At 70.2% G+C, this 14,503-nt stretch carries 11 protein-coding genes; 10 read left to right on the top strand and 1 reads right to left on the bottom strand.

Translation table 11 applies throughout. From position 1 onward, the window contains the following. Window positions 1–2: 2 nt before the first annotated feature. The 3 genes from tpiA to NY1_RS16145 all read left to right on the top strand — a co-directional run bounded on the left by tpiA (window position 3) and on the right by NY1_RS16145 (window position 3,432). Window positions 3–788 (top strand): triose-phosphate isomerase, encoded by a 786-nt coding sequence (tpiA, locus tag NY1_RS16155; protein ID WP_067713261.1) that lies wholly within the window; start codon window positions 3–5, stop codon window positions 786–788. Window positions 789–946: 158 nt separating this feature from the next. Next, window positions 947–2,191: an MFS transporter gene (locus tag NY1_RS16150; protein ID WP_067713259.1), complete on the top strand. Its 1,245-nt coding sequence runs from the start codon at window positions 947–949 to the stop codon at window positions 2,189–2,191. Between the two features lie 179 nt (window positions 2,192–2,370). Further along, the gene (locus NY1_RS16145; RefSeq protein ID WP_067713256.1) at window positions 2,371–3,432 is read left to right on the top strand and encodes an LLM class flavin-dependent oxidoreductase; all 1,062 of its coding nucleotides are present in this window, start codon (window positions 2,371–2,373) and stop codon (window positions 3,430–3,432) included. Window positions 3,433–3,441: 9 nt separating this feature from the next. Here the strand turns inward: NY1_RS16145 and NY1_RS16140 are convergent, their stop codons facing one another. After that, window positions 3,442–4,473 carry an aldo/keto reductase gene (locus tag NY1_RS16140; protein ID WP_067713254.1) on the bottom strand — a complete coding sequence of 344 codons (1,032 nt, stop codon included), beginning with the start codon at window positions 4,471–4,473 and terminating at the stop codon, window positions 3,442–3,444. A 191-nt stretch (window positions 4,474–4,664) separates the two neighbouring features. Here NY1_RS16140 and NY1_RS16135 point away from each other — a divergent pair, with 191 nt between their 5' ends. The 7 genes from NY1_RS16135 (at window position 4,665) to NY1_RS16105 (ending at window position 14,422) form a co-directional block, all read left to right on the top strand. Next, complete coding sequence (locus NY1_RS16135) at window positions 4,665–5,174, top strand: NADPH-dependent FMN reductase (RefSeq protein WP_067713644.1); 510 nt, start codon at window positions 4,665–4,667, stop codon at window positions 5,172–5,174. A 187-nt stretch (window positions 5,175–5,361) separates the two neighbouring features. After that, window positions 5,362–6,522 (top strand): ROK family transcriptional regulator, encoded by a 1,161-nt coding sequence (locus NY1_RS16130; protein ID WP_067713251.1) that lies wholly within the window; start codon window positions 5,362–5,364, stop codon window positions 6,520–6,522. A gap of 165 nt (window positions 6,523–6,687) precedes the next feature. Beyond that, complete coding sequence (locus NY1_RS16125; protein WP_067713248.1) at window positions 6,688–7,728, top strand: ABC transporter substrate-binding protein; 1,041 nt, start codon at window positions 6,688–6,690, stop codon at window positions 7,726–7,728. Beyond that, window positions 7,725–8,579 (top strand): ABC transporter permease, encoded by an 855-nt coding sequence (locus NY1_RS16120; RefSeq protein ID WP_067713245.1) that lies wholly within the window; start codon window positions 7,725–7,727, stop codon window positions 8,577–8,579. Before NY1_RS16125 ends, NY1_RS16120 begins: the two co-directional genes overlap by 4 nt. After that, window positions 8,555–9,280 (top strand): ABC transporter ATP-binding protein, encoded by a 726-nt coding sequence (locus NY1_RS16115; RefSeq protein ID WP_067713242.1) that lies wholly within the window; start codon window positions 8,555–8,557, stop codon window positions 9,278–9,280. The genes NY1_RS16120 and NY1_RS16115 overlap by 25 nt, the downstream gene beginning before the upstream one ends. Window positions 9,281–9,290: 10 nt before the next feature. Then, entirely contained in the window at window positions 9,291–10,637 is a 1,347-nt protein-coding gene (locus NY1_RS16110; RefSeq protein ID WP_067713239.1) for an LLM class flavin-dependent oxidoreductase, read from the top strand. Next, window positions 10,634–14,422 carry an ABC transporter ATP-binding protein gene (locus tag NY1_RS16105; RefSeq protein WP_067713238.1) on the top strand — a complete coding sequence of 1,263 codons (3,789 nt, stop codon included), beginning with the start codon at window positions 10,634–10,636 and terminating at the stop codon, window positions 14,420–14,422. The genes NY1_RS16110 and NY1_RS16105 overlap by 4 nt, the downstream gene beginning before the upstream one ends. Window positions 14,423–14,503 lie beyond the last annotated feature (81 nt).

Genomic DNA, 14,503 nt, shown 5'->3' with positions numbered 1-14,503 from the left:
CCATGGCGCGTAAACCCCTCATCGCCGGCAACTGGAAGATGAACCTCAATCACCTCGAGGCCATCGCCCTGGTGCAGAAGATCGCCTTCGCGCTGCCGGAGAAGTACTTCGACAAGGTCGACGTGACGGTCATCCCGCCGTTCACCGACCTGCGCAGCGTGCAGACGCTCGTCGAAGGTGACCGCCTGCTGATCACCTATGGCGCGCAGGATGTCTCGACTCACAAGGAAGGCGCGTACACCGGCGAGATCAGCGGTTCCATGCTGGCCAAGCTGGGCTGCTCGTTCGTCGTGGTCGGCCACTCCGAGCGGCGGCAGTACCACAACGAGACCGATTCCATCGTGCTGGAGAAGGCCAAGCGGGCGCTCGAGTACGGCATCACGCCGATCGTGTGCATCGGCGAGGGCCTGGGCATCCGCGAATCCAAGACCCACGTGGAATACAACCTGGAGCAGCTGCGCGGTTCGCTCAAGGGCCTGACGGCGGAGGAAATCTCCAAGATCGTCATCGCCTACGAGCCGGTCTGGGCCATCGGCACCGGTAAGGTCGCCACCCCGGCCGACGCGCAGGAAGTCTGCGGCGCCATCCGCAAGGAGCTCGCCGAACTGGCGAATCCCGAAGTGGCGGCGGGCGTCCGGGTGCTCTACGGCGGTTCGGTGAACGCCAAGAACGTCGGCGAGCTGGTCGGTCAGACCGATATCGACGGCGCTCTGGTCGGCGGCGCGTCGCTCAAGGGCGACGAATTCGCCACCCTGTCGGCGATCGCCGCGGGCGGTCCGCTGCCGTAAGGCAATACGGGTTTCGAGGGCCGGGCATCATCGGATGCCCGGCCCTCGTTCGTTTCCGGCGCTGCTTCCCATATGTTCGCGCTGATTGCAATCACGCTGATTTCCACGCTGCGGGAACGCGTTTGCCCCGGGGGCGCTCGCCTCCGCACAGTCACCGGATGACCACCCGCCGCCCCACGCCCGCCCCGGCCGCGCCGATCTCGCTTCGGCCGTTGCTGTTCACCGTCTACGTCCCGGCCACCGCCTACGGTGTCGGGATGGGGGCCGCCGCACCGGTCATGACCTTGACGGCCCTGGACCTGGGCGCCTCCCCGGCGGTCGCCGGATTCACCGTCGCACTGGTCGGTCTCGGGCAGGTGCTCGGCGATATTCCCGCCGGGCAGGTGGTGGCCCGCCTCGGCGAACGACTTTCGATCATCGCGGCCAGCACCGCGGGCGTGCTCGGCGTGCTGCTGTGCCTGCTCGCGCCGACGGTGCCGGTGCTGTGCGCGGGCCTGGTGATCGCCGGATTGTCCAATGCCATCTGGGGATTGGCGCGCATGAGCTACCTGGCGGAGGTGGTGCCGTTCGAACAGCGCGCACGAGCCATGGCACTGTTCGGCGGGGCCATGCGGCTGGGCTTCTTCCTCGGACCGTTCCTGGGGGCCGCCGCCATCCTCGGGGCCGGGCCGCGCGGCGGCTTCCTGGTGCAGGCGGTGGCCATCGCGCTCGCCGGGTACCTGATGGCGCGGCTGCCCGACCCGGAAACCGCTGCGAGCCAGGGCGATCGGACCCCGGCCGCCTCCCTGCTCGCCATCGGCCGCACCCATTACGGCCTGCTGTTCACCCTCGGCGCGGGTTCGCTGCTGATGGGCGCGGCCCGCTCGTCGCGGGAAGTGGTGCTGCCGCTGTGGGCCGATCACCTCGGTGCGAGCGCCGCCACCGCCAGCCTGGTCTACGGCATCGGCGCCGGCCTGGACGTGCTGTGCGCCTACCCCGCCGGCCTGCTGATGGACCGCTACGGCCGCCGCTTCATCGCGGTCCCCTCGCTGGCCATCCTGGCCGTCGGCTTCTGGCTGGTCCCGCTGACCCATTCGCCGCTCACCCTCACTTTCGCCGCCGTGATCCTGGGTATCGGCAACGGCATCGGCAACGGCGTCATCATGACCATCGGAGCCGACGTCGCCCCCGCCGCCACCCGGGCCGAGTTCCTCGCCGCCTGGCGCCTGACCCACGACGGCGGCTCCTTCGCGGGCCCCCTACTGATCAGCGGCCTGGCCCTGGCCGCTCCGCTGACACTGGCCGTTGCTGTCGTCGGCGGCCTCGCTGCCCTCGGCGCGACCGCGATGGCCCGCTACATCCCCGTCTACATTCCGTGGCCCGCCGCCACCGAGCCGAAAACCCCGGTGGCCGAAGCGGCCTGAACCACGGCCGGTACGCGCAACTGGAATCGGGCGGAATTTATCTCCGGACCACTGCGAAGGCGCAGGTGAGAACCCGTGGGGGAGTACGCGAGCCGAGCCGGGAACCCGTGGGCGGCGGATGCCGCTGCCGATAATCCGGAGGCACGCCGCCGTTCGACGATCGAAGAGGACCGACTGCCGTGAGTCTCGAATTCCTGTGGTACATACCCAATCAGGTCGAAGCGGGCCATCGGGGCGATACCGTCGCCACCGACCACAACAGCCTCGATACGCTGACGGCGCAGGCGCTGGCGCTCGAGGAGTACGGGTGGAAAGGCGCGCTGCTCGGCGCCGGCTGGGGGCGGCCGGACACGTTCACGGTCGCCACCGCGCTGGCCGCCCGCACCACCGGGTTCGAACCGCTCATCGCCATCCGGCCGGGCTACTGGCGGCCGGCGAACTTCGCGAGCGCGGCGGCCACCCTGGATCAGCTGTCGGGCGGGCGGGTGCGCATCAATATCGTGTCGGGGAAGGACGATCTCGCGGCGTACGGGGAGAGCGAGGAGGACCAGGCGCGGCGCTACGGCCGCACGAAGGAGTTCCTCCAGCTCGTGCGCCGGCTGTGGACGAGTGAGCGCGTCACCTATCGCGGCGAGCACTACCGGGTCACCGATTCCACTGTGGCGCCGCGTATTACGGCGCGGGCAGGACGCCCGCATCCGCCGCTGTACTTCGGCGGCGCGTCCGAGGCCGCCGAACGGGTCGCCGCGACCGAGGCCGATGTGCAGCTGTTCTGGGGCGAGCCCCTGGACGGCGTCCGGGAGCGGATCGAGCGGCTGCGCGCGCTCGGCGCGGAACTGGGCCGCGAGCACCCGCCGCTCGAATTCGGTTTGCGCGTCACTACTCTGGTGCGCGACACCACCGAGCAGGCGTGGGCCGATGCCGAGGCCAAAGTGGCGTCGATGGCGGAAAGCGCGGGGGCACGGCGGAATTCGCACGGCGCGTCGGGGGTCGGCCAGCAGCGGCTGCTGGATCTGGCCGCGCGCGGCGAAGTGCTCGACGACAACCTCTACACCACCCCGGGCCGGTTCGGCGGCGGCGGAGCGGGCACCACCTGGCTGGTCGGCTCGGCCGAGGACGTCGCCAAATCCCTGCGCAAGTACCGGGATCTGGGAATCACCCACTTCGTGCTCTCGGATACGCCGTACCTGCCGGAGATCCAGCGGCAGGGCTCCCAGCTCCTGCCGCTGCTCGTAGACTGACCGCCCGGATCAGCGGGCCGAGCCGGTGCCGTGCACCCCGTGCTCGTCGATGAGCGCCAGCTCGGCCGCGCTGAACTCCGGGAAATCCAGTGCCGCCAGATTGTGATCGAGCTGGGCGGTGGAACTCGCGCCGATCAGCGCCGAGGTGACCTCGGGCCGGCGCAGCACCCATTGCAATGCCAGCTGCGCCAGCGACTGACCACGCGCCTCCGCGATCTTGTTCAGGGCGGCGGTGCGTTCCCGATAGGTCGCGTCGATGACGTCGGGGGACAGGAACGCGCTGTTCTCGGCCCGGGCGCCCGCCGGGATGGTCTCGAGGTACTTGTCGGTCAGCAGTCCTTGTGCCAGCGGCGAGTACACGATGACCCCGAACCCGTCCGCGCGCGCCGTGTCCAGCAGGCCCTCGCGCTCGGGACCGCGGTCGTAGAGCGAATACCGGGTCTGGTGGATCAGCAGCGGCACGCCCGCCTCGCGCAGCAGTTCCGCGATGGCGTGGCTGCGGTCGGGCGCGTAGTTGGAGATGCCCACGTACAGCGCCTTACCTTGGCGCACCGCACTGATCAGCGCCCCCGCGGTCTCCTCGAGCGGGGTGTCGGCGTCCGGCCGATGGTGATAGAAGATGTCGACGTAATCGGTGCCCAGATCGCGCAGGCTCGATTCCAGTGAGCCGAGCAGCGCCTTGCGTGACCCGCCGCGCTGATACGGGCTGGGCCCGATCGCGTTGCCCGCCTTGGTCGACAGAATCAGCTCGTCGCGATGCGCGGCCAGATCCCTGGCCAGCACCCGGCCGAAGGTCTGCTGCGCGGCCCGGCGCGGCGGCCCGTACCGGTCGGCATTGTCGAAATGCGTGATGCCCAGATCGAACGCGTGCAGCAGGATCTCGCGTTGCGTCGCATAGGAATAGTCGGTGCCGAACTTCTGCCACAGGCCGAAGGAGAACGCGGGCAGGTCCAGACCGGAACGGCCGCTGCGCCGATAGGGCACGCGATCGTAGCGGCCGGGCGCGGCGGTGTAGGTCGGTTCGGCGGGGCTGGGGGTCATGGGTGTGATCGTTCCGTTCGGAGTCGGGGCGGCAGGGATACCGCTCCCCATGCTCGCGGGCCTGGGCGACCCAGTCAGTGGTTCGGCTCAGGCTGCGGGCAATACCTGACCTATCGCGGCCCGGCGGCGACGATACAGGGCAGAGCGCGCACGAATATCCGGCCGACCGAGCCGGGGAGATGGAGACACGCATGACAGTGACCGTCGTCGTCGGCAATCCCAAGCCGGCCTCCCGCACCCTCGCGGCCGCGCGACTGCTGGCCGCCGGGCTGCGGCCGGACGCCGAACCCGAGGTGATCGACCTGGTCGCCTTCGGCCCCGCCCTGCTGTCCTGGGGTGACGCGGCGGTGGCGGAAGCTGTTCGCACCGTGTCGGATTCGGAGCTCGTGGTCTTCGCCAGCCCCACCTTCAAGGCCACCTACACCGGTCTGCTGAAACTGTTCCTGGAGCAGTTCGACGGCGGCACCGGCCTGGCCGGCGTGCTCGCGGTGCCGCTCATGCTCGGCGCCGGACCCGCCCACGCCCTCGCCCCGGACCTGCTGCTCAAGCCGGTGCTGGTCGAACTCGGCGCGACCGCCGCCCTGCCCGGCCTCTACCTGTCGGACCGCACCTACGAGACCGACGGCGTCCTCGACGCGTATACCGCCCGCTGGCGTCCCGTGGCCGCCGCGCTCGCCGCCGCGCCGAATCCGGCGCACTGACCGACGACGGTGACTGCTCGTCCGCGGTGATTCGGCGCGTGCCGGTCCGGTCGGTCGCCGGACGCGACGGCGGGCCGGAGCGAGCGGGTGCGTCGGGGTGCGGTCACCGGATACGACGTGGGTCGCCGGCATGTGGCACGCACGTATAGGCCACGCGGAGAACGGTGTTTCGGGAAGGCGGGTGGAAATGACGGCGGCCGATACCAGCGCCGGTGCGGTGCTGCGAGCGGTGCTCGAACAGGGGACCGCGCCGCGCAGCGCCATCGCCAGGCAGGCCGGATTGTCTCCGGCCACGGTGACCGCGCAGGTGCGGGCGCTGGTCGCGGCCGGGCTGCTGGTCGAGCTCCCGGAGACGGCGGGACCGGCCGGGATGGGCCGCCCGCATTCGCCTTTGGTGCTCGACCTCGCGGGCAATGCCGTGATCGGCGTGCACATCGCCGCCGAGCATTGCACCGTCGCGGTGCTGGATATCGCCGGGGCGGTACGGCTTTCGCATCGGGTGCCGCACGCGAGCCTCGATCCGGAGGTGATCCTCGCCGAGGCGGCCGCGCAGGTGTGCCGGGTGCGCGACGAAATGACCGAACGGGTGCTCGGGCTCGGGGTGGCGATCGGCGGCTGGGTGGACAGCTCCGCCGGGTCGGTCATCGATCACACCACGCTGCGCTGGCGCAATGTGCCAGTGCGCCGGTATTTCTCGGAAGCCACCGGGCTGCCGGTGACCCTGGACGGCCACACCAGGGCGCTGGTGCACGCCGAGCGATTGTTCGGGCACGCGCGCGATACCGCCGCGACGGTGGTGTTGTTCGCGGGCAATGTGATCGACGTGGCGTTCGCCGTGCACGGGCGCGTGCACTACGGCCCGCGCTCGGCGGCCGGGGCGATCACCCGCCTGGTGGGCGGCGAGACCGCCGAATCCGCCTTGGCCGCCTGCGCCGATCGGGTGCTGGTCGCCCGCGCCCAGCGCGCGGGCCTGCCGGTGCGCGGTATTGCCGAGCTGATCAACCTCGCGGTCGGGAACGCTTCGGCGCGAGCGCTTTTCGTCGAACGCGCCGAGGTGCTGGGGCGGGTGCTGGCGGTGGTGATCGACCTGCTCGACCCGGACACCGCCGTGATCGTGGATCCGGCCCTGGTCCGGGTGCCGGGCGTGCGGGCCGCCTATCTCGAGATGGTGCGCAGGTATTCGGCCTGCGAACGGCCCGAGGAGATTGTCACCGGGTCCTCGTTCTTCGGCCGGGTGCTCGAGACCGCCGCCGGCGCCGCCGTGCTGCATCGGCTCTACACCCGGCCCCTGTCGGTGATCGCCGAAATTCCCGGACCGGTGTCGGCCGCCGCCCGGGCCGGACTTTGATTCGGAGTTATTTTAAGTCGAACGAATGTTGCCCCCGGACAGTGGTTTCCGCGAAAGTCTTGACATGAGAAATAGTGAAATCACTGTCCGCTCCGGCAATACCGGCTGTCCTCGCTCCCGCGATTCCGCTATGGCATTCCAGCCCATTCAGCTCAGGAGCGACCGATGCGATCCACCATTCACAAACTAGGCTTCGCGGTCGCCGCCGCGCTGCTGGCCGGAGGTTGTGCCACGAGCGGCGGCGGCGATACCGACCTGTCCGCGGCCCTGCCGACCGCCGTGCCGGCCGGCACCGAACTGTCCATTTCGGTGAACACCACCCGGGTCGCCCTGGAGGCGTCCGGGCAGTCGAACTCGCTGCCGTTCACCGTCTCCGAATGGCCTGTCGTACAGGCCGGTCCGGACGTGATCCAAGCCTTTCGCGGCGGCGCCCTGGATGTCGCCAGCAATGCCGGCATCCCGCCCATCCACGCGCACGCGACCGGCGTGGACGCCAAGATCGTCGGGGTGAAGGTGCGCTCCACGCCGCTGTATCAGCTGGCCACCGCACCCGGCTCCAGCATCGTTTCCCTGAACGACCTGCGCGGCAAGCGCATCGGCTTCTCGCCCGGCCAGGCGCAGGGCGTGGTGATCCTGCGCACCCTGCAGGCCGCCGGCATCCGGCTGGACGAGGTGCAGCTGGTCGAACTCAACAGCCCCCAGTTCCTGACCGCGTTGCAGGGCAAGCAGATCGATGTCGCCCCGCTGGCCGAACCGTCCACCACCAAATACCTGGCCCAGTACGGCGCGCAGGGCGCGCGGGCGGTGCCCACGCCCGCGGTGGACGCGCTGACCATCCTGTGGGCGCCGACCGCCGTGCTGCGCGATTCCGCGAAACTCGCCGCCGTCACCGAATTCGTGAAGGTGTGGGCGCGCGCCGACATCTGGGCCTGGGAACACCCGGACCAATGGCTCGACGCCTATTACGTGAAGGATCAGAAGGTTTCGGCCGAGGACGGCCGCCGTATTCTGGCCGCCACCGAGAAACCGTATTACCCGGTGAAATGGGACGACGCCATCAAGTGGGAACAGGAGACCATCGATCTGGTCACCAGCTCCGGCTATTTCGGCAAGAAATTCGACGCCGCCGAATTGTTCGACAAGCGGTTCGAATCCATCGCCGCCGCGGCCGTGCCCGAGCGGTACCGGACCAAGGAGGCGCAGTGACCATCGCGCTGCCGCGTCCCGCGGTCACCGTTCCCCGCCTCGATGACGGCGACGGCTTCGTCGACCGGCGTCGCCTGCGCCGCTTGGGTTTACGCAAACCGGTGCCCTTCGCCCGCCTGCTCGGCGTGCTGGTGGTGCTGGCCGGCTGGGCGGCCGGCATCCACTTCGGCCTGCTCGACGAACGCAAACTGTCCGCGCCGTGGACCGTGGCCGGCACCGGCTGGGACCTGTTCCGGGACGGCACCCTGGGCGAGAACGTGGTGGCCTCGCTGCGGCGCGCCTCGATCGGTCTGGGCGTGGGCATCGTCGCCGGCACCGGGCTGGCGCTGCTGTCGGGCCTGTCGCGGCTGGGCGAATCGCTCATCGACGGACCGCTCCAGGTCAAACGCGCCATTCCGAGCCTGGGCCTGATCCCGCTGCTGATCCTGTGGCTGGGTATCGGCGAAACGTTCAAGATCGTGCTCATCACCCTGGGCGTGCTCATAGCCATGTATCTGCAGACCCACGCCTCGCTCACCACCATCGACAAGCGGTTCGTGGAACTGTCGGAGGTGCAAGGGGTTTCGCGCTGGGAGTTCATCCGGCGGGTGGTCGTCCCGGGCTCGCTGCCGGGATTCTTCCTCGGGCTGCGGCTCTCGGTCACCGGCGCCTGGCTGTCGTTGATCGTCGTCGAATCGGTCAATGCCACCGACGGTCTGGGCAAGCTCATGAGCAGCGCCCAGAACTACGGGCAGGCCGATGTGATCCTGGTCTGCCTGGTCCTCTACGGCATCTTCGGACTGGCGTCCGATGCCCTCATCCGGCTGCTCGAACGCAAGGTGCTGTCATGGCGTCGCACGATCGCGACCTAGGCGTGCGCACCCGGGAGTTGGTGCGCTCCTTCGGGAATCGCACCATCCTGGACGACATCACGCTGACCATCCCACCCGGCCAGTTCGTGGCGCTGCTGGGCCGCAGCGGTTCCGGCAAGAGCACCCTGCTGCGCGCTCTCGCCGGGCTCGACCACGATGTCGACGGCTCGGGACAGCTGCGGGTGCCCGCGAAAACCGCCGTGGTATTCCAGGATTCGCGCCTGCTGCCCTGGCAGCGGGTGCTGCCCAATGTGCTCTACGGGCAGCCGCGCTCCCGCCGCGCGGCGGGCCGGGAAATCCTCGCCGAGGTCGGGCTGGCGGGGCGGGAACGGGCTTGGCCGTCGGAGCTGTCCGGCGGCGAGCAGCAGCGCGTCGCACTGGCCCGCGCCCTGGTCGGCGCGCCGGACCTGCTGCTGGCCGACGAACCCTTCGGCGCGCTGGATGCCTTGACCCGCATCAAGATGCACGAACTGCTGCGCGATCTGATCGCCCGGCACACCCCGACCGTCCTGCTCGTCACCCACGACGTGGACGAAGCCATCACCCTGGCCCAGCGCGTGCTGGTGCTGGACGCGGGCCGGCTCACCGTCGACCTGCCCATCGAACTGCCGGGCGAGCGCGATCCCGGCGATCCGGAATTCCGGCGCCTGCGCCACACCCTGCTGACCGCGCTGGGCGTCGTCCCGGCCGCGGCCGTCTGAAGGAACCCTCATGTCACGTAAGCAGTTGCACCTCAACGCCTTTCTGATGTCCACCGGGCACCACGAGGCCTCCTGGCGGCTCCCGGAATCGGATCCGCACGCCAACACCAAGATCGAGCACTATGTGCGGCTGGCGCAGATCGCCGAACGCGGCAAACTCGATTCCATCTTCTTCGCCGACAGCCCGGTGCTGTTCGGCGACACCGGCCGCCGCCCCGCCGGGAAGCTGGAACCCACCGTGCTGCTGACCGCCATCGCGGTGCAGACCGAGCGCATCGGCCTCATCGCCACCGCCTCCACCAGCTACAACTCGCCGTTCAATCTGGCGCGCCGGTTCGCCTCGGTGGACTGGGTGTCCGGCGGGCGGGTCGGCTGGAACATCGTCACCACCGCCGGGGCCGACGCCGCCCGCAACTTCGGGCTCGACGATGTCCCCGACCACAAGCTGCGCTACGAGAAGGCCGCCGAATTCGTCGATGTGACAACGAAACTGTGGGACAGCTGGGAAGACGACGCCGTGCTGGCGGACAAGGAATCCGGCATCCACACCGATCCGGACAAGGTCCGCAAGATCGACCACGAGGGCCGGTTCTTCAAGGTCGCGGGTCCGCTGAACGTGCCCCGCGCCCCGCAGGGTTATCCGGTGCTGGTGCAGGCCGGATCATCGGAGGACGGCAAGGAATTCGCCGCGCGCTACGCGGAGGCGGTGTTCACCGCGCAGCAGACCATCGAGGACGGGCTCGAGTTCTACACCGATCTCAAGCGCCGCGCCGTCGCCATCGGCCGCGATCCGGAGACCATCAAGATTCTGCCCGGCATCGTGCCCGTCATCGGCGACACCCCCGAACACGCTCGGGAGCTGGATGCCGAACTGGAACGGCTCATCTCGCCCGAATACGCCAAACAGCAGCTGGCCCGCACCTGGGGCATCCCGGTCGAGGATCTGGATCTGGACAGCGAACTGCCCGCCGATCTGCCCACCGAGGACGAGATCCAGGGCGCCAAGAGCCGGTTCACCCTCATCGTGAATCTGGCTCGGCGCGAACGGCTCACGCTGCGCCAGCTGATCGGGCGGCTCGGCGGCGGCCGCGGTCACCACACCTTCGCGGGCACCGCCGAACAGGTCGCCGACACCATCGAGGAATGGTTCACCCGCGGCGCGGCCGACGGCTTCAACATCATGCCCGCCGTGCTGCCGTCCGGACTGGACCGTTTCGTCGACGAGGTGGTGCCGATCCTGCAGCGGCGCGGCCTGTTCCGCACCGACTACACCGAGACCACCCTGCGCGGCCACTATGGGCTGGAGCGGCCGGTCAACCAGTTCACCGCCGCGGAATCGCTCGTGGTCGCCGGATGAGTCCGGGCTCCGACTGTTCCGGCGCGGCGGGCCCGGACCCGGTGGGCGAGGGCTGGATTCGCTATCTGCTGCGGCGCTGCGCCGGCCACCGCCGGACCGTGCTGGTCGCGGTCACGGGGGCGGTGGTGTCGGCGGTGCTCACCGCGGTGCTGCCGCTGCTGGTGCGGCATGTGGTCGACCGCCTCACCGTCACCGCCGCGTCGGTGCTGCCGTGGGTGGCGCTGCTGCTGGTGATCGGCGTCGTCCGGTTCGTGGCCGCCTACGCGCGGCGCACCGGATCCTCGCGGCTGTCGCTGGACGTACAGCACGATCTGCGGCGGGACCTGTTCGCCGCGCTGCTGCGCCTGGACGGGCGGCAGCGCGCGAGCCTCTACACCGGGCAGGTGGTCAGCCGGGCCATCACCGATGTGACGCTGATTCAGATGTTCCTGCAACTGGTTCCGCTGGTCGGCGGGAGCGTGGTGCTGGTGGGAGCGTCGCTGGTGTTGATGGCCACCCTGTCGCCGCCGCTGTGCCTGATCGCCCTGCTGGTGGTGCCGGCGCTGTGGTTCGTCACCCGGCGCAGTCAGCGGGAACTGTTCCCCGCCAACTGGGATGCGCAGGCCCGCGCCGCCGAGGTCGCCATGCGGGTGGAGGCGGCGATCACCGGGGTGCGGGTGGTGAAGGGGTTCGGGCAGGAATCGCGGGAACTGGAACAGCTGGAGTCCACGGCGCGTGACCTGTATCGGTCGCGGCTGCGCATCACCCGGATCACCAGCCGGTTCACCCCGGTCATGCAGGCGATTCCGGCGGCCGGGCAAGCGTTGATCCTGGTGGTCGGCGGACTGCTGGCCCTGCGGCAATCCATCACGCTCGGAACGTTTTTGGCGTTCATGACCTATCTGGGGTCGTTCGTGACGCCGGTGCGGATGTTCACCATGCTGCTGACGGTGAGCCAGCAGGGCAAGGCCGCCCTGGAACGGGTGCGCGAGGTGATCGAGGCCGCGCCCGCGCCGGCGGTGGCACCGGCCGGCGCCGGTGTGACGACGGCCGTCGGGGACGCGCCGCGGATCGAATTCCGGGGCGTGGGTTTCGCTTTCGAGGGACGGCCGCCGGTGCTGGACGGTCTCGACCTGGTGATCGAGCCGGGGGAGACGGTCGCGGTGGCGGGTGCGGCGGGCTCGGGCAAATCCGTGCTGGTGCAGCTGCTGCCCCGGCTGTTCGATCCCGACGCCGGGCGAATCCTGGTGGACGGCACCGATATTCGCGAGTTGCCCGGTCTGCGCGCCGGCATCGCCATGGTGTTCGAGGACACCGCGCTCATGGCGGACACGGTGCGCGCCAATGTGGCGTACGGGCGTCCTGACGCCACCGACGAACAGGTCCGGCACGCCCTGTATCTGGCCGCGGCCGACGAGTTCGTGCTCGCGCTGCCCGACGGGCTCGACACCGTGATCGGCGAGCGCGGGCAGCGGCTGTCCGGCGGGCAACGCCAGCGGCTCGCCCTGGCCCGCGCCCTCGTCACCGACGCGCCGATCCTGGTGCTCGACGACGCCACCTCCGCCATCGACGCGCAGGTGGAGGCGGAGATCTTCGCCCGGATCGGCGCGCAGGTGCGCCGCCGCACCACTCTCGTGGTGGCACACCGCATCTCGACGCTCGCCCTGGCCGACCGGGTGGCGGTGCTCGACGGCGGCCGCATCGCCGAACTGGGCACCCTGCCCGAGCTGCGGGCCACGGGGGAGCTGTTCCACACCCTGTTCACCCCGCCCGATCCGGCGAGCATCGCCGGCGACCTGAGCGCCGATCGCGCCGCCGGGCCCACCGCCGCGCTGTGGGCGCACGCCGACACCGACGGCGACGAATCCCGGACCCTGGAACAGATGGCCAAGGCGTTCTCCCAGCGCGCCGCCGGAGCGCCCGGCGCCATGGGCGGGCAGCTGGGCGGCGGCATGATGTCCAGCGCGCCGCCCAGCGGTGACGTGCGGGCGCTCATCGACCGGCTGCCCGCCGCGACCGGCGAACCCGAAGTGCCCGAACGGTTCTCGCGCACCCCCGATCCGGCGTTCGATCTGCGGCGGCTGCTGCGCCCGTTCGCGGTCCCGCTGCTGGCGGGACTGGCGCTGGTGGGATTGGACGCGCTCGCGCAGATCCTGATCCCGTTCCTGGTCCGCTTCGGCATCGATCACGGGGTGCTGGCCGGGGCGCGCGAGGTGCTGCTGCTGGCCGCGGCCGCCGCGCTGGCGGTGGTCGCCGTGGACTGGGCCATCACCGTCGCGCAGGTGCGGGTCACCGGCAAGGCGGGGGAGCGGCTGCTCTACGGGCTGCGGGTGAAGGTCTTCGCCCAGCTGCAACGCCTCGGATTGCGTTTCTACGAACGCGAATCGGCCGGGCGCATCATGACCCGCATGATCACCGACGTGGACGGGCTGTCCACGTTCCTGCAGACCGGGCTGGCGGTCGCGCTCACCAGCACGCTCACCATCGCGGGGGTGGTGGTGGCGCTCATCGTGATCGACGCCGGACTCGCGTCGGTGGTGCTGGCGCTGCTGCCGATCCTGGCGCTGGCCACCGTCGCCTTCCGGCGCGCTTCGGTGCCCGCCTACAACCTGGCGCGCGAACAGGTCAGCGCCGCCAACGCCTACCTGCAGGAGAACGTCGACACCATCGCGGTGACCCAGGCGTATCGCCGCGAAGCGCGCAACCAGCGCGAATTCGAGCGCCGCTCCTGGGCTTACCGGGATGCGCGGCTGCGCAGCCAGACCCTGATGGCGTTGTTCTTCCCGTTCGTGGAGATCATGTCCCTGATCGCCACCGCCGCCGTGCTGGCCACCGGCGTGCACCAGGTGCGCGAGGACGCGCTCACCGCGGGCACGCTGATCGCTTTCCTGCTCTACATCGATCTGCTGTTCGCGCCCATCCAGCAGCTGTCGCAGGTCTTCGACAGCTATCAGCAGGCGGTGGTCGGCGTGGAACGGCTCGGCGTGCTGATGCGCGAACCGGCGGGCACCCCCGATGCCCCCGATGCCCGGCCGGTGGCCCGGCTGGCGGGCGAAATCGAGTTCCGCGGTGTGGGTTTCGCCTACGACGCGGCGGGGGCGCGGGTGCTCTCGGACATCGATCTGCGTATCGCGCCCGGCCGGCAGGTGGCCGTGGTCGGCGAAACCGGCGCGGGCAAATCCACGCTGGTGAAACTCCTTGCCCGCCTGTACGACACCTCGGACGGGGCGGTGCTGGTCGACGGGGTGGACGTGCGCGAGTTCCGGCTGCGCGACTATCGCCGCCGCCTGGGCGTGGTGCCGCAGGAGCCGTTCCTGTTCGGCGACACCGTGCACGAGGCCATCGCCTACGGCCGTCCCGCCGCCACTCCCGCCGAGATCGAATGGGCGGCCCGCGCGGTGGGCGCGCACGAGATGATCGCCGCGCTCGAACACGGCTACCGGCAGCCGATCGGCGCGCACGGCGCGGCGCTGTCGGCGGGCCAGCGCCAATTGCTGGCCCTGGCCCGCGCTCAACTGGTGGATCCGGACATTCTTATTCTCGACGAGGCCACCGCCTCACTGGATCTGGCCACCGACGCACGTGTCCGCGCGGCCATCGAAGTGCTCACCTCCGGCCGCACCACGATCGTGGTCGCACACCGCCTGGCCACCGCCGCCGCGGCCGATCTCATCGTGGTGGTCGGCGACGGCCGCCTGCTGCAAACCGGCGGACACGACGAACTGCTCGCCGTGGACGGTCCCTACCGGCGTCTCTGGTCGGCCTATGTCGGCGATGCGGTCCGTCTCCCGAATCCGATCCGCTGACCCGGTTCTGACCGTCTGCCCACGCGGCGCGCGGGGCGCGTGGCAGTATGTCGGGCGTTATCGTCCCGGATCATCGATGAA

This window comes from Nocardia yamanashiensis NBRC 100130 (assembly GCF_001613325.1).
Classification (GTDB): Bacteria; Actinomycetota; Actinomycetes; order Mycobacteriales; family Mycobacteriaceae; genus Nocardia; species Nocardia yamanashiensis.
This window is presented reverse-complemented; position numbering and strand designations above follow the sequence as displayed.